General features: G+C 48.7%; 18 protein-coding genes and 1 other RNA gene. All 19 read right to left on the bottom strand.

What is annotated here, in order from left to right; translation table 11 throughout:
• The 19 genes from QTL79_RS06630 to dtd all read right to left on the bottom strand — a co-directional run bounded on the left by QTL79_RS06630 (position 1) and on the right by dtd (position 17,703).
• A complete protein-coding gene (locus QTL79_RS06630) occupies positions 1 to 1,218 on the bottom strand; it encodes a peptidase U32 family protein (protein WP_346354176.1) in 1,218 nt (405 codons plus the stop codon).
• 2 nt (positions 1,219 to 1,220) lie between these two features.
• Positions 1,221 to 1,820 (bottom strand): O-methyltransferase, encoded by a 600-nt coding sequence (locus QTL79_RS06625; protein WP_346354175.1) that lies wholly within the window; start codon positions 1,818 to 1,820, stop codon positions 1,221 to 1,223.
• The gene (gene mltG, locus QTL79_RS06620; RefSeq protein WP_346354174.1) at positions 1,820 to 2,836 is read right to left on the bottom strand and encodes an endolytic transglycosylase MltG; all 1,017 of its coding nucleotides are present in this window, start codon (positions 2,834 to 2,836) and stop codon (positions 1,820 to 1,822) included. Before mltG ends, QTL79_RS06625 begins: the two co-directional genes overlap by 1 nt.
• Before the next feature lie 78 nt (positions 2,837 to 2,914).
• Positions 2,915 to 3,244, bottom strand: coding sequence for a DUF1292 domain-containing protein (locus QTL79_RS06615; protein ID WP_346354173.1), 330 nt, complete (start codon positions 3,242 to 3,244; stop codon positions 2,915 to 2,917).
• Between the two features lie 56 nt (positions 3,245 to 3,300).
• Complete coding sequence (gene ruvX / locus QTL79_RS06610; RefSeq protein WP_346354172.1) at positions 3,301 to 3,717, bottom strand: Holliday junction resolvase RuvX; 417 nt, start codon at positions 3,715 to 3,717, stop codon at positions 3,301 to 3,303.
• A 104-nt stretch (positions 3,718 to 3,821) separates the two neighbouring features.
• The gene (locus QTL79_RS06605; protein ID WP_428845462.1) at positions 3,822 to 4,076 is read right to left on the bottom strand and encodes an IreB family regulatory phosphoprotein; all 255 of its coding nucleotides are present in this window, start codon (positions 4,074 to 4,076) and stop codon (positions 3,822 to 3,824) included.
• A gap of 150 nt (positions 4,077 to 4,226) precedes the next feature.
• The gene (gene alaS, locus QTL79_RS06600) at positions 4,227 to 6,854 is read right to left on the bottom strand and encodes an alanine--tRNA ligase (RefSeq protein ID WP_428845466.1); all 2,628 of its coding nucleotides are present in this window, start codon (positions 6,852 to 6,854) and stop codon (positions 4,227 to 4,229) included.
• A gap of 121 nt (positions 6,855 to 6,975) precedes the next feature.
• Complete coding sequence (gene mnmA, locus QTL79_RS06595; protein ID WP_346354170.1) at positions 6,976 to 8,061, bottom strand: tRNA 2-thiouridine(34) synthase MnmA; 1,086 nt, start codon at positions 8,059 to 8,061, stop codon at positions 6,976 to 6,978.
• A complete protein-coding gene (nifU, locus tag QTL79_RS06590) occupies positions 8,062 to 8,433 on the bottom strand; it encodes a Fe-S cluster assembly scaffold protein NifU (protein WP_346354169.1) in 372 nt (123 codons plus the stop codon).
• 25 nt (positions 8,434 to 8,458) lie between these two features.
• Complete coding sequence (nifS, locus tag QTL79_RS06585; protein ID WP_346354168.1) at positions 8,459 to 9,664, bottom strand: cysteine desulfurase NifS; 1,206 nt, start codon at positions 9,662 to 9,664, stop codon at positions 8,459 to 8,461.
• 23 nt (positions 9,665 to 9,687) lie between these two features.
• Positions 9,688 to 10,110, bottom strand: a complete 423-nt coding sequence (locus QTL79_RS06580) for an RrF2 family transcriptional regulator (RefSeq protein WP_346354167.1) — start codon at positions 10,108 to 10,110, stop codon at positions 9,688 to 9,690.
• 89 nt (positions 10,111 to 10,199) lie between these two features.
• A complete protein-coding gene (locus tag QTL79_RS06575) occupies positions 10,200 to 11,513 on the bottom strand; it encodes a replication-associated recombination protein A (protein WP_346354166.1) in 1,314 nt (437 codons plus the stop codon).
• Positions 11,514 to 11,555: 42 nt separating this feature from the next.
• Positions 11,556 to 11,735, bottom strand: a non-coding RNA gene (gene ssrS / locus QTL79_RS06570) — 6S RNA.
• A gap of 105 nt (positions 11,736 to 11,840) precedes the next feature.
• Positions 11,841 to 13,634 carry an aspartate--tRNA ligase gene (gene aspS / locus QTL79_RS06565; RefSeq protein ID WP_346354165.1) on the bottom strand — a complete coding sequence of 598 codons (1,794 nt, stop codon included), beginning with the start codon at positions 13,632 to 13,634 and terminating at the stop codon, positions 11,841 to 11,843.
• Between the two features lies 1 nt (position 13,635).
• The gene (gene hisS, locus QTL79_RS06560; protein ID WP_346354164.1) at positions 13,636 to 14,907 is read right to left on the bottom strand and encodes a histidine--tRNA ligase; all 1,272 of its coding nucleotides are present in this window, start codon (positions 14,905 to 14,907) and stop codon (positions 13,636 to 13,638) included.
• Between the two features lie 211 nt (positions 14,908 to 15,118).
• Positions 15,119 to 15,565 carry a Fur family transcriptional regulator gene (locus tag QTL79_RS06555; RefSeq protein WP_346354163.1) on the bottom strand — a complete coding sequence of 149 codons (447 nt, stop codon included), beginning with the start codon at positions 15,563 to 15,565 and terminating at the stop codon, positions 15,119 to 15,121.
• Positions 15,566 to 15,572: 7 nt separating this feature from the next.
• Positions 15,573 to 16,589, bottom strand: a complete 1,017-nt coding sequence (locus QTL79_RS06550) for an AI-2E family transporter (protein WP_346354162.1) — start codon at positions 16,587 to 16,589, stop codon at positions 15,573 to 15,575.
• A gap of 20 nt (positions 16,590 to 16,609) precedes the next feature.
• Positions 16,610 to 17,230: an MBL fold metallo-hydrolase gene (locus QTL79_RS06545; protein ID WP_346354161.1), complete on the bottom strand. Its 621-nt coding sequence runs from the start codon at positions 17,228 to 17,230 to the stop codon at positions 16,610 to 16,612.
• Between the two features lie 23 nt (positions 17,231 to 17,253).
• Positions 17,254 to 17,703, bottom strand: a complete 450-nt coding sequence (gene dtd / locus QTL79_RS06540; protein ID WP_346354160.1) for a D-aminoacyl-tRNA deacylase — start codon at positions 17,701 to 17,703, stop codon at positions 17,254 to 17,256.
• Positions 17,704 to 17,706 lie beyond the last annotated feature (3 nt).

Here is a 17,706-nt window from a genome sequence, read left to right as displayed (position 1 = left end):
CTATCGTATCCTCCGGCGTAACATAGCGAATGCTTCTACCGGTTGCTCCATTCGAATGTGAATTTTTTGCTGCGGATGCGGTGCAACTTCAATCGGAAGTCCATCAGCATCATACATTTCGCTGATGCTTTGCGAAAAACCTTGTCCTGCGGGGCGTAGCAGCTCTATCTCCTGCCCTAGTTTTAAATTATTGCGTTGCTCAATATACGCGAAACGCGTTTTCGGATCATAATCAAGAACTAAACCGATAAAATCGTGTGTCTGTTCATGGGAATTAGAGTCATAAATTTGCCCCGGCCCGGTAGAATCAATATAAAAGCCGGTACTGTATTTGCGGTGCGAAATGGCGTGCAGTTCGTCAATCCAGTTTTGCTCGATTTGAAAGGAGTCCGGCTGTTTTAAATAAGCGTCGATGGCTTGGCGGTAGACTTTGGTGACAGTTGCAACATAATGGATGCTCTTCATGCGACCTTCGATTTTAAGGCTATTGATTCCAGTCGACAGCAGTGCTGGTAAATGCTCCAGCATGCATAAATCCTTAGAGTTAAGGATGTACGTACCGTGTTCATCCTCTTCAATCGGAAAAGCCTGACCCGGGCGTTTCTCTTCAACCAGTTGATATTTCCAGCGGCAAGGTTGCGCGCATTCGCCGCGGTTTGCATCACGATCCGTTAGATAGTTGCTTAGCAAGCAGCGACCGGAGTAGGACATGCACATCGCGCCATGCACGAAGGCTTCCATTTCCAGCGATACCTGCGTGCGAATCTGGCTAATTTCCGTTAAGTTGAGTTCCCTTGCCAGCACGACGCGCTTAGCGCCTTGTTCCTGCCAAAATTGAGCCGTACGCCAGTTTGTCGTATTGGCTTGCGTACTGATGTGTAGCGGTAGTTTAGGAAACGATGTTCTTGCCAGCTGAAAGATGCCGGGGTCGGCCACAATCACGCCATCCACCGCAATTTGCGTGAGAAAATCAAGGTAATCAGGCAGCTTGACCAAATCGTCATTGTGCGGGAAAACATTGACGGTGACATACGTTTTCTTTCCTTGTTTGTGTGCAAATGAGACTCCTTCTGCCATCTCATCCCAAGTAAAATTGTCACTAAACGCGCGCAGTCCAAAAGACTTTGCGCCCAGGAATACTGCATCCGCACCGTAAGCTAAAGCAATTTTCAATTTATCGAGGCTACCTGCAGGCGCCAATAATTCTGGTTTATACATCGTTATAACTCCTTAGTATAATCTGATATTGCCAAATGATCGGCTTCAGTAATGATTTTTGTTGAAAAACGTGGATCAGTAGAGACAAATTCGATATATTGACGCAGCCTTGCAACCAATGTTTTATAACGCGGCAAACATGGCACAGCGCCGCCAACCATGCCGCGAAAGGCTACATTATCCGCGACAATCGTCGCATTTTGCGCAAGTTTATCAGGTAGCAGTTGTTGCAGTTGACGAAGATATTGACCTTTCGGACCATCTAAGAAAACAAAGTCGTATGGTCCGGACAACGTGCTGATCAGAGCGGTGGCATCGCCCTGTATGATTTCTATCCGTTCCGTTTGTTTCGCGCGGGCAATAAAATCTTTTGCAATGGTAATGCGTTTCGGGTCGAGCTCAAGCGTGGTGATTTTGCCATCGACAGCACAATGCTGCGCAATCAGCAGAGCCGAATAGCCGATTGCGCAGCCTATTTCAAGAATTTGCCGTGGCTTTTTTTCTGCAACTAGTGCCGCCAAATAGTCGGCGCTAGCTGACGCTAAGATTGGAACTTGATGCATTTCAGCCCATTGGCGCATTTCCATTTCTAGCGGTTGCATCAGTTTGCCCTCTCAATCGCGGCTAAATGTTCCTCATACGTTTTACTGAATTGGTGTGATCCGTTAGAACTGGCGACAAAATAAAGGTACTCGGTCGGAGCCGCATCAACGACTGCTTGTAAGGATGCGATCCCCGGATTGGCGATTGGGCCGGGCGGGAGTCCATAATGCAGATAAGTATTGTAAGGTGAATTGATTTCCGTATCCTGAATCGACAATTCTGCCTTCGGCGTACCGAGGATATATTGGATCGTAGCACAAGATTGCAATGGCATATTCTGACGTAGTCGATTGATGAATACGCCAGCGATAATGGGGCGCTCAGCACCGAGACGTGCTTCGCGTTCGACCAGAGAAGCAAGAATCGTTAATTGATAAACGTTGATACCTTTTTCAGCCGCTTTGCGCCGCATTTCCGGCGTTACCTTTTTGTCAAACTGTCCGACCAGCATTTTAAGGATTTGCTGTTCGGTCATGCCGCTGCTGATACTGTAGGTGTCGGGAAAAACAAAACCTTCGGCATGATAAAGCAGATTCGGATTTGTCGTTGTCATATAGTCGTATGGCGCATAAGACTTTGCCAGTTGTTTGAATACAGCGGCACTGCCTAAATTCTGCTCTTCCAGCAATTGTGCAATCTGATTGATTGTATAGCCTTCCGGTATCGTAATCCTACGTGCGATTGTCTGGCCGCTAGTCAGCGTATTGATAATATCAAAGGTCGTCATTTGTGTCGTCAATTCATAGTCGCCGGCCTTTATGCTGTCTGCCTTCATTTCTATTTTAGCCAACAGCAGAAACATAAACTCACTGCTGATCAACTCTTTTTGCTTGAGTTGTGTTGCTACTTCATGGCTCGACATTCCAGGCTTAACTTGAAATACATAGCGGTGTGAATCCTGACCACGTAGCAGATGAATCAGAATACCGCCGGCAAAGAACGTTAACGCACAACAAAGAAGAACGATAAGCGAGGAAGGTTTCTTAAAATCAATTTTCGAAAAATTAATTTTCATAGCATAAAGCTCCTTTTAACCGACAATGAACTTATTATACCTAAAAACAGCTAAAAAAAACACAAAAAAATGAAGCCCTTAGGCTTCATCATCTTCTACCGCTTCTTCATATGCGTTCAAAACCGCATCGAATTCTTCGTCGGTCGGATCCACATACACTTCTTCGCCGCTTTCGTCTATATCGATCCTAGCAACGAAAACATCGGTATCATCACCATCGCAGCAATCGCAGCTCTCATCTTCGCATTCATCATCATTGTGGAGGGGAATTAAAATGGCAAACTTTTTTCCATCGACAGGAATGATCATTTCCTCGCGATAATAGAATTCATTTCCGTCTTCGTCCGTCACAATGACAACTAATTCGTCTTCAATTTCTTCAAGACTGTCTTTTTCAAACTCAGCCATATTTCCACCTCATTTTTGAAATTTCTCTGTAATTGTATCCTACTCATTTCACGCTGTCAATAACTTCGTCGACATCCATCCATATATCCTTGTAAAATTAAGACTGCAGCAAGTTTATCGATAACTTGCCTCCTCTTATCCCGTCGTACATCGGCCTCAATCAGCATACGCGATGCTGCTACGGTTGTAAGCCTTTCATCCCAGAATGTCAGTTTCACTAATGGAAAGGTCTCTTTCAGCACATCGCCCAACGCCTGGACTTTTTCACCGGAAGCACCGATAGAACCGTCCATGTTTTTCGGTAAACCGATGACCAATTCTTTAGCGTCATATTGTTCAATCAGTATACGCAATCGATCGAGATCTTTCGCCAGGCTTGTCCTACGAATCACTTCGACGCCTTGCGCCGTGATTCCCAGCCCGTCACTTACTGCAATGCCGATCGTTTTATCACCAACATCAAGTCCTATCATTCTTTCGATGATATCCAACCTCCTGTAGACCGCCAATAAAAGTTACCTCTGTCGATTGGGCGCAGCCGCTTATTCAACAGAGGTACTCAAAAGAGCAACCTGGCTTATTTATCTTTCAGATAGGAACGCACCAATTCTTCTAAAAGTTCATCACGTTCCAATTTGCGGATTAGCCCGCGTGCATTGTTAAAGCTGGTAATATAGGTCGGATCGCCAGACAGCAAATAGCCTACGATCTGATTGATAGGGTTGTAGCCCTTCGTTTTAAGCGCCTCATAGACCGTGTGGATAACGGTTGCGGCATTGTTTTCTTCGTTTTCAACCCGGAACATCATCGTGTCTTGCGTTACGTTCGGCACGAGCACTCCTCCTTTCGACGACTTTGCATCTGCCTGCCTATATAGTTCGCGATGCCTACGCCGTTCTCCTTTAGAAATACGTAAGAGTTGGCGATATTTAAAAAACATCGGAGCGTGGAAAGCATTCTCATCCCGCTCCGATATATCTGTTTAGTCACGCAGGCATATTTCAAGAGTTGTCCAAGCTGCCGCAAGGCTTGCTGAAATTTGTGAGGGGTCCTTACCGCCAGCTTGCGCCATTTCCGGCTTGCCGCCGCCGCCGCCGCCAGCAGCTTTAGCAGCTTCCTTGATTACTTTGCCGGCATGTGCGCCTTTTGCTATTGCAGACGGCGTAGCCATTGCAACAAAGTTCACTTTATCATCAATCACTGCCGCCAATAGCAGGAATCCTTCCCCCATCTTGGCTTTCAACAAATCCGCAATATCGCGCAGATGATCGGCATCGGTCGCCGCCACTTGGCCGAGAACGACCGGCAAACCTTGCAGTGTCCGGCTTTTTTGCAACAATTCGTCGACTTCGCCTTTGGCCAGTTTTTGCTCGAGCTGCTTGATTTGTTGTTCCAGTTCACGATTTTTTTCAAACAGCGCGCTGATTTTGGCGTTCAATTCACTCGGCCGCGTTTTTAAAAGTTGCGCCGCCTGCTCCAGCAGATCTTCCTGCCCTTGCATGTATTGCAGCGTACCGAATCCGGTAAACGCTTCAATTCGGCGCAAGCCCGAGCCGACGCTCGATTCGGCGACAATTTTAAAGTTGCCGATTTCTGCGGTGTTTTTCACATGCGTGCCGCCGCACAACTCTTTGCTGACATCGCCAATCACCACAACACGCACCGTTTCGCCATATTTTTCGCCAAACAGCGCCATCGCGCCCATTTCTTTTGCCGCACTTTGCGTCGTTTCCAGGATTCCGGTTGGCGTCGCGGCCAAAATTTCAGCATTGACCGCATTTTCAATTGCCCGTAGCTCGTCCGCTGTAATCGCGGAAAAATGCGAGAAGTCAAAACGGAGGCGCTCCGGTCCAACCAGCGAACCCGCCTGATTTACATGGCTGCCCAGTACTTTTTTCAACGCGGCATGAAGCAGATGCGTTGCGGTGTGATTGCGTGCGGTTGCCGCTTTGCGCGCCAGGTTCGGGCGCAACGTTACGGTTTCGCCAAGCTTTACGCTGCCTTCTTCGACTTTTGCAATATGGTAGCTGCTGCCGTCCGGCAGTTTCTTGGTCTGAATGACTTCAAGCCGGCCTATTTCCGCAAGCAATTGGCCGATATCACCGACCTGCCCACCGCCTTCGGCATAGAAGCTGGTTTTATCGAGAATAATCGCGATTTCATCGCCGTCAGTCGCCGCATTGCACAATGCGCCGTCTTTCCACATCGCCAAAATGCTGCCGCGCGTCGCTGTTTCCTCATAGCTGCATTCGCTGAGCGCAAGCGAGCTGAGATCGGGAATCGCAACCTGGATTTCTGCTTCGCCGCGTGCGGCGCGCGCGCGTTCGCGCTGTTCGCGCATCGCAGCGTCAAAGCCTTCTTTATCCATCGCCAATTGCTGTTCTTCGAGAATTTCCAACGTCAATTCCCAGGGGAAACCGAACGTATCATACAGCTTGAACGCCGTCTTGCCTTCGAGGACGGTTTTGCCTGCCTCTTTCAATTCGTCGACTTCACGGTTCAACAGTTCCAAGCCTTGCGCCAGCGTCGCCTGGAAACGTTCTTCTTCTTGGCGAATGACCTGTTGGATATACGAACGCTTTTCAACCAGCTCCGGGAATGCTTCGGCAAAAATTTTCAGCACGACATCCAGCGTATCGGCCAGGAAAATATTGCTGATGCCAAGCAGGCGTCCGTGGCGAACCGCGCGGCGCAAAATGCGGCGCAGCACATAGCCGCGGCCTTCGTTGGACGGCAGAATGCCGTCACCGATCATGACCGCCATGCTGCGAGCATGGTCGGCAATCACTTTCAGCGAAACGTCGGTTTTCAGGTTGACGCCGTACTGCAGCGAACCGACCTGGCAAATATGTTCAATGATCGGAAACAGCAGATCCGTCTCAAAGTTGGACGGTTTGTTTTGCAACACCGACGCAATTCGTTCCAAACCGGCGCCGGTATCGATGTTCTTCTTGACCAGCGGCGTATAATTGCCGTCTTCATCGCGGTCATACTGCGTGAAAACAAGATTCCAAATTTCCAAATAGCGATCGCAATCGCAGCCGACCGCACAATCCGGGCTGCCGCAGCCGCGTTCCTCACCAAGGTCATAATACAGCTCAGAACAGGGACCACAAGGACCGGGGCCAATTTCCCAGAAGTTGTCGGCCATGCGAATGATGCGCTCCGCCGGGATGCCAACTTCTTTGTGCCAAATATCAAATGCCTCATCATCTTCGGTATGAATTGTAATCCACAATCGTTCCGGTGACATTTCCAGTTCCTTCGTCAAAAACTCCCAGCCCCAAAAAATCGCTTCGCGCTTGAAATAGTCGCCAAAGGAAAAATTGCCGAGCATTTCAAAAAAGGTATGGTGGCGCGCGGTGCGGCCGACGTTTTCAATATCGCCGGTGCGCACGCATTTTTGACACGTGCTGATCCGCGTCTTCGGCGGATTCACTTTGCCGGTGAAAAAAGCTTTAAACGGCGCCATGCCAGCGCCAATCAACAACAGTGTCGGATCATTTTCCGGCACTAACGGATAACTAGGCAGAACCAAATGTTCTTTGCCGGCAAAAAAATCGAGGAATTTTTTGCGCAGCTCATTTCCTGTCAATGTAAGCAACCTCATCAACCTCCAAATAGTCAGGCATTATCTATAAAATTATACATGATTCTTTGTTTCGCTGTCAATAAAAGCGGCCATGCATCAACCGATGCATGGCATTCGCCGTCATTTCATTTCATGTTTTTCAGTCCGGTCGGACAATCGTCCCGCCGCCCAAGACGAATTCGCCGTCATAAAAGACGACGGCCTGGCCCGGCGTAATTGCGCGCTGCGGCACATCAAACGCAACCCGCATGCATCCGTCGTCGAGCGGCGTGAGCAGCGCCGGACTTTCCTGGCTGTTGTAACGAATCTTAGCCGCCGCCTTCGTAACTTGTGTGATCGGCGCACCGGTCCACGTCAAGTCGTTAGCGATAAGCGCACTGCCGAATACATCTTCGTTGCCGCCGACAATCACGCGATTCGTTTCCGGCTCGAGCCGCACGACATAGAGCGGTTTTCCGGCCGCCAAGCCGAGACCTTTGCGCTGACCGACCGTATACAACGGCAAGCCGTGATGGCGTCCGAGCACGGTTCCGTCCACATCGACAATGTCGCCCGGCCGCAGACTTTGCGGCGAGCGTTCTTGTAAAAAAGCCTTATAATCATCATCCGGCACAAAGCAAATTTCTTGGCTTTCCGGCTTGTTGGCCACTGCCAGACCGATTTTCGCCGCCATCGCCCGCGTTTCGGTTTTCGTAAACGTGCCGAGCGGCATCAAAAAATGGCTTAAGGTTTGCTGCGTCAAATGATACAACGCATAGGACTGATCCTTGCGCGGATCAACGCCCTTTTTCAGCGTGAACAGACTGCTTTGTTCGTCGCGTTCAATCCGAGCATAATGACCGGTTGCGACATACTGCGCGCCGAGGCCGATCGCCTTTTGCAGCAGCGCTTCGAATTTAATGAAGCGATTGCAGGCGATGCAGGGGTTCGGCGTCAAGCCGCGCCCGTATTCGGCAACAAAATAGTCGACGACTTTTTTCTCGAACAGCTCGCGGAAATTGACGACATAGAACGGAATGCCCAGCTTATCCGCCACACGGCGCGCATCTCCCACCGCAGCCAGTGAACAGCAGCCTTTTTCGTCATCATCGTTGCCCTGTTCCCAAATTTGCATTGTGATTCCGATTACGTCGTAGCCCTGCTCAAGCAAAAGGGCGGCAGTTAAAGAACTGTCCACCCCGCCGCTCATGCCAACAACAACACGTGGTTTGTTGCTCGTCATCATTTATTTTCCCGCTTTGCTCTTGTAATCTTTAATCGCTTCATGCAACGCATCTGCAGCCAGATTCGAACAGTGCATCTTGGCCGGCGGGAGACCGCCAAGTGCTTCGGCGACCGCTTGATTGGAGATGGCCAGCGCTTCGTCCAGCGTCTTGCCTTTGACCAGTTCGGTTACCATGCTGCTGGTGGCAATCGCCGCGCCGCAGCCGAACGTTTTGAACTTGACATCCTTAATAATGCCGTCTTCGACATCTAGATAAATCCGCATGATATCGCCGCATTTGGCATTGCCGACTTCGCCGACACCGTTCGCACCGGCAATTTCGCCGACATTGCGCGGGTTTGTGAAATGATCCATTACTTTATCCGTATACATCGTTATGACCTCCTACAGTCCAATCTTAATGATGGTGGCAACTATTGCAGGGATTATTTTCTGACGGCTTGCTGAATGCGTTCAGCGGCGACATTGCGCGCAGGCGTTCGACGATTTCCGGCAGCACTTCCAGGCAGTAGGCTACGTCATTGGCGGTGTTGTCCTTGCCGAGCGACAAGCGCAGCGAACCGTGCGCCACTTCGTGCGTCAGCCCCATTGCCAGCAATACGTGCGACGGATCCAGAGAACCGGACGTGCAGGCCGAACCGCTCGAGGCGGCAATTCCTTTGATATCGAGATTCAATAGCAGCGACTCGCCTTCGACATACAATACGCTGAAATTGACATTACCCGGCAACCTCAGTTCCGGATGACCGTTGACCTTGATGTCTGGAATCCGGTTTTTCAGACCTTCAAACAATTGGTTGCGCAATCCGGTCAAGTGCGCGCTGCGTTTTTCCAAGTCGCGCTTGGCCAGTTCAGCCGCTTTGCCAAGACCGACAATCGCCGGAACATTCTCGGTCCCCGGACGAATGCCGCGTTCTTGTGCGCCGCCGTGCTGCACCGCCTCCAGTCGTACGCCTTTGCGGACATACAACGCGCCGATGCCTTTCGGTCCATAAATTTTATGGCCGGACAAGCTCAGCAGGTCAATGTTCAATTCTTTTACGTCGATCGGGCAATTGCCGACGGCCTGCACTGCGTCTGTATGGAAATAAATGCCCTTTTCGCGAGCCAGCGCGCCGATTTCCTTGATCGGTTGAATCGTGCCGACTTCATTGTTCGCAAACATGATGCTGATCAGCGTCGTTTTATCGGTAATCGCATTGCGCACCGCCTCCACGCTAACCATCGCATTTTCGTCAACCGGCAGATAGGTGACTTCAAAACCATTTTTCTCTAAATATTCACAGGCGTGCAGCACCGCATGATGCTCGATCGCCGTTGTAATAATATGATTGCCTTTTTTGCGATTGGCCAGTGCAACGCCTTTAATCGCCAAATTATCGGATTCGGTTCCGCCGCTGGTGAAGAAAACTTCCTTCGCTTCAGCGCCAAGCAGCGCCGCCAGTTGTTCGCGCGCCGTTTCCACCGCTTTGCGACTTTCGCGTCCGAACCAATGGATGCTCGACGCATTGCCGAAATCCTGTTTCAAATAGGGCAGCATTGTTTCCAATACTTCCGAATCCACTGGAGTGGTTGCCGAATGGTCAAAATATACTCTGCGCATAAATGTAAGACCTACCTTTCAATTCAATGCTTTTCTTCGCGGCATAAGTCAGCCAGCGTGATTGAATCAAGCACGTTGCTGATGCTGTCGCATACTTTTGCCCAAACACCTCTGGTCACGCAAATTCCAGCCCGTTCGCAGCAGTCCTTATCTTCCGGATTGGGAAGCAGGCAATCCACGAGCGCAATCGGTCCTTCCATGACGCGAATAATATCGCCTACCGAAATATTGGCCGGATCTTTCGTGAGAAGATAGCCGCCCTGGGCGCCCCGAACGCTTTTGACGTACCCTGCTTTGCGCAGCGTGCTCATCAACTGCTCCAGGTAATGCTCAGAAATCATTTGCCGCTGCGCGACGCTTTTTAGTGAAACCGGCCCTTGTTCGGAATGCATCGCTAAATCATACATTGCCGCAACGCCATACCGGCCTTTGGTTGATATCTTCACCTTCATCTCTCCCGCCGTCGTTAAATCCGACTAAGTCGATAGGAATTGTTATTCATAATATAACAAAAAGAAAAGCATTTGTCAAAAGGTTAGGTCGATTTTTTTCGTTCGCCCATCAGCCGGTTGATTTCCCGCTCGTAGCCGCAGTCCGTCGGCCGGTAATATTCCACGCCTTGCAGGCGGTCCGGCAAATATTGCTGCTCGACATAATGACCGGGATAATCATGCGGATAGCGATAGGCGATTCCATGCCCCAGCTTCGCCGCACCAGCATAATGCGCATCGCGCAAATGCGGCGGCACCTCGCCGCAATCGCGCTGTTTCAAATCCGTGAGCGCGGCGCCGATCGCCAGATAGGCTGCGTTGCTTTTTGGCGCAGTCGCTAAGTACGACACCGCCTGACCTAAAATAATTCGTCCTTCCGGCAAGCCGACCTGTTGAAATGCCTGCGCGGCGGCAGTCATCACCACCAGCGCGTTGGGATCGGCGTTGCCGATGTCTTCGGCCGCGCTGATCAACAAGCGGCGAATGATGAATTGCACATCCTCGCCGGAATGCAGCATGCGCGCCAGATAATGTAGCGCCGCCTGCGGATCGGAGCCGCGGATGCTTTTGATGAATGCTGAAACGACGTCGTAATGACTGTCGCCTTTGCGGTCATAACTGACAACGCCTTCGCCGACAATGCGGCCCAGCAGTTCTTTGCTGATGACCCGCGCCGCTCCCTGCTCGTTTTCCGCCAGATACGCCGCCTGCTCCAACAGGTTCAGCGCAAAACGCGCATCGCCTTTGGCCAGCTTGGCAATCAGCTCTAGCGCCTCCGCTTCGCAGCCCAGTTTCAAATCGCCAAGCCCCTTAGGTTCCGCCAAACAGCGCCGCAGCAGTTCCACCAACTCGGCTGGCGCAACGACGGACAGACGAATCAGCCGCACGCGCGACAGCAGCGGCTGATTGATTGAAAAATAGGGGTTTTCGGTTGTTGCACCGATTAAAATCAAACGTCCGTCTTCAACGTATGGCAGCAGCACGTCCTGCTGACTTTTGCTGAAACGATGGATTTCGTCGACGAATACGACCGTTCGCGTACCATAATATTTTAGCCGCTCTTCCGCTTCGCCGGCGATTTTTTTCAACTCGGCGACGCCGGCGGTGACGGCATTTAATTTTTCAAAGCTTCCTTTGACGTTGTTTGCGACAATGCGCGCCAACGTTGTTTTACCAGTCCCCGGCGGTCCGTGAAAAATCAACGAACAGACTTGATTTTTCGCAATCATTTGCTGTAATAGTCGTCCGGGTCCAACGACATCGCGCTGTCCAACCACTTCATTCAACGTTGCTGGCCGCATCCGTTCGGCCAACGGCTGATAGCCGGTCGCAACCGGCGCCGCACTAAACAGATCCATTTTTTGAATCGCTCCCGTCTTGAAAGTTTCGTACAGACAAAAATACACCCCACCATGCCGTAACGCCTTGTGTTTTGAACCTGCCCCAGGCAGGTGGGTACTCTCTCAGATGCTTAAACGTTCCCTAAACTAGGGCACACATGCCACATCTAAAGGGCGAGCTCCCGAAGAAATTGTGTTGGCTCAAAACATGTCGGCATTCCACGCACACAGCAGGGATATATTTTGTGTTGTGAAAAGCACTATGTAGTTTTCTTGATTCCATACTATCAAATAAACAGAAAATTTGCAATGCTCATTTCAGCGAATTAACGACGCCTTACAAGGTTAGGACTTCTTGGCGAGCGCCGCAGCGCGGATATGCAACTCTTTCAGCTGACGCTCGTCAACTTCCGACGGCGCCTGCGTCATCAGATCCGTTGCGCTTTGCGTTTTCGGGAACGCGATGACATCGCGAATCGAATTGCGCTTGGCCATCAGCATGATCAAACGGTCAAGGCCGAACGCGATTCCACCATGCGGCGGCGCACCGTATTCGAATGCATCAAGCAGGAAGCCGAATTTGCTCGTCGCTTCTTCCGGCGTAAAGCCCATTGCATCGAAAATCTTCTGCTGCAAATCACGGCTGTAAATCCGAATGCTGCCGCCGCCGAGTTCTGTGCCATTCAACACCATGTCATACGCTTTGGCTTTGATTTGTCCGAGATCTTCTCCAGCGAGATAATGGATATCTTCATCACGCGGCGAAGTAAACATATGATGCATGGCAACCCAACGTTTGTCTTCCGCATCATATTCAAACATAGGGAAGTCGATGACCCACAAGAAAGCTAACTTATCTGGATCAATCAGATTTAAGCGACGTCCCATTTCAAGGCGCAGCTGTCCGAGCGAATTGGCAACTATGTTCGGCTGATCCGCGACAATCAAGAGTAGATCTCCCGTTTCCACTTGCGCTGCAGCAGCAATCTTTTCTTGAATTTCATCTGACAAAAATTTGGTGATCGGCGATTTTACGCCATCTTCATTGTAGCAGATCCAGGCTAAACCCTTTGCGCCATAGGTTGCGACGTAGTCCACTAAGCCGTCCAACTCACGGCGTGGCGCATGGGAATAACCTTTAACGTTGATTGCTTTTACTTGACCGCCGGATGCGAGAACACTTTGGAAAACTTTGAATTCGCAGCCTTCGAGCGCGGGTGTTAAATCGACTAATTCCATGCCAAAGCGAATGTCCGGTTTATCCGAACCATAGCGATTGATCGCATCTTCATAACTCATCCGAGGGATTTTGCTGTCAATGGTAACGTCCATTGCCTGCTTAAAGAGAAATGCCACCATTTCTTCCATCATTGTAAGAATTTCTTCACGGTCTATAAATGACATTTCAATATCCAGTTGCGTGAATTCCGGCTGACGATCTGCCCGTAAATCCTCATCACGGAAACAGCGAACGATTTGAAAATATTTCTCCATACCAGCCACCATAAGCAATTGTTTGAATGTTTGCGGCGATTGCGGCAACGCATAGAATTTCCCTGGATTAACGCGACTGGGAACAAGGTAGTCACGCGCACCTTCTGGAGTACTTTTAGCTAACATTGGCGTTTCAATTTCCAAAAAGCCGTTGCGATCAAAAAAGTCCCGCATCGCTTTAGTAACCTTGTGACGCAAAATAAAATTCCCTTGCATTTCAGGACGACGCAAATCAAGATAACGGTATTTTAAGCGAAGTGTTTCATCAACATCGATATTGTCTTGAATATAAAATGGCGGTGTCTTCGCTGCATTCAAGATGCGCAGTTCAACTCCCGATACTTCAATCTGGCCGGTAGCCATGTTTTCATTGATAGTCCCAGCTTCACGCTGGCGGACAACGCCTTTGACAGCCAAGACATATTCAGAGCGCACACCTTCCGCTTTACTGAACGCTTCTGCAGCAACATCCGGTGAGAATACGACCTGTACGATTCCAGAACGGTCACGTAAATCAACGAAGATCAATCCACCGTGATCGCGTCTGCGGGCAGCCCAACCGCATAAGACTACTTCTTTGCCTACTTCTTGCTGCGTCAAATCAGCGCAAGAGTGACTTCTTTTCATGCCTGCCATGGTTTCCATTTTATAGTTCCCCCATCTGCTTTAGTATTGTATTTGCAACTTCTGAAGCACTTATCAATTCTTGCGTACCCGCAGCCATATCCTTTAACATCACGTTGCCGCTGGCAGCTTCATCATCGCCAATGATCGCGACAAAACGAGCTTGCTGACGATTTGCTTGTTTTAACTGGGCTTTTATGCTGCGTCCCATAAAATCCATATCGGCAGCAATATTTTGTCTGCGAATCTCAAACAACAGTTTGAATGCCATTAGTTGTGCCGCCTCACCCAATGGTGCGATAAACACGGTCGAGGCCTTGGTAAGTTCCGGCAGTAAATTCTGTTTTTCCAATGCTAACAAGACACGTTCAATGCCAATCGCAAAACCGATTGCAGGAGTTGCGGGACCACCACACTCTTCAATTAACCCGTCATAGCGACCTCCGCCGCAGACAGCGCTCTGTGCCCCGAGTGGTGCATACTGTATTTCGAATGCAGTCTTTGTGTAGTAGTCCAAACCGCGAACCAACCTGGGGTTAATCGTAAAATCAATGTCAGCAGCGCCAAGCAGACGCTGTAATGTTGCAAAATGATCATCGCATTCACTGCACAGACAAGTGTTAATTTCAGGGACACCTGCGGAAGCTGCCTGACAGGCTGTATTCTTGCAATCGAGAATACGCAAGGGATTGCGTTCATAACGAGATTGACAATCACTGCACAAATTGGTAAGTTTATTGGCAAAAAATGCTTTTAAAGTATCACGATATGCAGGCCGGCATTTCGGACAGCCAACTGAATTCAGTTGCAATTTGAGTTCGGTCAGGCCAAGATCCTGCAAAAAGCGGACTGCCAATGTAATGATTTCTGCGTCAATCGTTGGTTGTTGAGTGCCTATTGCTTCGGCTCCAAATTGATGGAACTGCCTAAATCGTCCGGCTTGCGGTTTGTCATAACGGAACATTGGTCCGACATAAAATAGTTTTACCGGTTGAGTTGCTTGGCCGTACAATTTATTTTCCAGAAAAGAGCGGACAACAGCGGCGGTATTTTCGGGTCGCAATGTAATGCTTCGCTCGCCCCTGTCTTGAAACGTATACATTTCCTTTTCTACGATATCGGTTGTCTCGCCAATGCCGCGCAAAAACAGTTCCGTGTGTTCAAAAATTGGAGTCCGTATTTCCTGATAAGCAAAGATATCGCATGTCGCACGTACTTTTTTTTCTACATACTGCCATTGGCAACTCGTATCAGGCAGCACATCCTTCGTGCCGCGTGGTCCTTGAGTAAGCATGAATATTCTCCTCTCCTTGTTGGGTAAATAATAAAACAGCGCCTAATGCACTTGTCAGTTGAATCGAAAAACACCCTTGTTTATGTCAAAAGGATATTTGTCATTCATATGGGCGAATATCACTATTATATCTTGTTTCACCTGATTTCGTCCAATAAGAATTGCTGTTTAATTGTACATAATCAATAATTATCGTTCTCTGATCATCCACCTATTCATGCTTAGTACGACAATCTTGGCAATAGCCATAAAACTTCAAATGGTGGTCAACAATAAGAAAATCGCTCTTTTTTGCAATGGCGCATTCTAAAGTTTCCAATAAGTCATCTTCAAATTCCTTAACTGCATGACAGGAAAGACAAATTAAATGATGGTGATGATGCGTCATATTTGCTGCACTTACTTCATAACGATTGCGTCCGTCGCCAAAATCATTTTTTTGCAGGATATCGAGTTCGCTGAGTATTTCAAGTGTACGGTAAACGGTAGCCAAGCCTATGTCGGCAGTTTTTTGCTTGACAATACCATGTACTTCTTCCGCACTCAGATGCCGATCCCCATGATCAGCAAACGCCTGTAAAATCGTCTGACGCTGCGGAGTAAACTTATATTGTTTTTCTTGAAATTTTTGACGAATAGCAGTCATATCCATTTGCAAAATTCACCTATCTTTCTGTTAACCCAAATTGCTGTAAAAGAACTTTTAACAGGGCCGCGGCCGGAACCGCGATGATCATTCCCATGATGCCAAGCAATTTACCGCCTATCAAGAGACTAATGATGACTAATACCGGATGCAGCTCGATTACATGTCCCATAACATTCGGTACGATGATATGATTTTCAAGTTGATGAATCACAATGTAAAAAACAATGACTTTAACTGCCAATGACGGTGAGACAAGATAAGCCAAGATGATGGCTGGAATTGCACCTATAATCGGACCAATGATGGGAATCATTTCCGTGCAAGTGGCCAATAATCCCCAAACCATTGGATAATCAACACCTAACAGATACATTCCCGCAAAAACAAGCAGGCCGATAATGCTACTGATCCATGCTTGTCCATGTATGTAGCCACTGATTACTTTGGCAAATTCCGCCAGAACGGTTTGTACTTTTGGGCGTTTTTCAATGGAATATAGATTAATAAACTTATCCCGTAGCAATCTACCATCGCGTAAAAAATAGAAGGTAAGTACGGGAACGACAATCAATTCAATGATGCGGCTAGCCATGCCAACCAGTGTGTTGAGGATATTGCGCGCCGCTTCTGTCGATAAGGATGTAACACTATCGAGCATACGATCCAGCATCAAATTGACATTCCAAGGCATACCCCAAGTGTTGTGTTGCAAAGCTTCCAGCGCCGTCTGAATTTTTGTTAGCAGAATGGGCACGTTGATCATAAAATTGTCAAATTCGTGTATGAACGGTATCAGTACGAACATTCCAATGCCTGAAAAAACAAGCAGCATGCATAGGAATGCCAAGAGTACCGAGCTCCCCCTTCCAATGAGCGGGAAAATTTCACACAACCAGTTTACGAAAGGATTTAGGATGAAAGCAATTACAATTGCCAACATGATGGGGATATAAATAGTCGTTAACTGACTAGCAAAGTAGATTCCTATTGCCCCTAAAAACCATTTCCACAAATCCGTATAATTTTTCACCATAAGCAAAGTCCTCCCCCCTTTTATTGAATAAAAGGGTTCATTGTACGTTCTTCGCCAATTGTCGTTGCCGGACCATGCCCTGGAAAAACTTGCATCGCATCGGGAAGCGCCATTAGCTTGTTCTTAATGCTGTTAACAAGCTGAACGTGCGAACCGCCGGGAAAATCCGTTCTTCCGACTGATTGCGCAAATAAAGTGTCGCCGCTGAAGACGAAATCTTCACCGACAAAACAAATCCCCCCCGGCGTATGTCCAGGCGTATGCACAACCGTGAGCTTGATTTCACCCAATTCGATCAGATCGCCGTCCGCAAGCAGACGATCTGCCTGATTGCCGCTAATTTGCTGACCGATATACAATGAGAGATTTTTCTGTGCGCTCGTCAGCATCGCCGCATCGGCTTCATGGATGCATATTGGTGCATTGGTTCGTGCTTTGATCTCATCATTGGCACCGATATGATCTGCGTGTCCGTGCGTATTCAAAATATAGGCAACCGTCAGATTGCGCCGACCGATTTCGTTCATGATTTCAGCGGCATCGCCGCCAGGATCGATAACTGCCGCCTGCAAAGTTTTTTCACAGTACAAAATATAACAATTCGTGCCCAAGGCACCGACTTGCAGCATAATGGCTTGCATATGATTTCTCCTTACATGTTTTGTTAGAATAAGCGAGAACTATCCAGTAATATTGTGACCGGGCCATGATTCTCAAGACGTATGAGCATTTCAGCTTGAAATTTTCCAGTTTTAACAGTCAAACCGCGCTCACGACAAGCTGAAACAAAAAAATCATAGAGAGCCACCGCTTCTTGCGGCGGTGCAGACTGATCAAAGCTAGGACGACGGCCCTTGCGACAATCAGCCAATAGCGTGAATTGCGATATTACGAGTAATTCGCCGCTTTCATCTAAAATAGACCGATTCATTTTGCCAGCGGTATCGCTAAAAATACGTAGCTGTGTAATTTTATCAGCCAAATAAAGCGCGTCGGCCTCTGTGTCGCCCCTGGATACACCGAGCAACACAGTTAGCCCCTCTTTGATTTCTGAAATGCATTGGCCTTCTACCCAGACGCTAGATGACGTGGTGCGTTGAACTACTGCACGCATTTT

Origin of the sequence: Azotosporobacter soli (genome assembly GCF_030542965.1) — a bacterium.
Classification (GTDB): domain Bacteria; phylum Bacillota; class Negativicutes; order SG130; family SG130; genus Azotosporobacter; species Azotosporobacter soli.
This window is presented reverse-complemented; position numbering and strand designations above follow the sequence as displayed.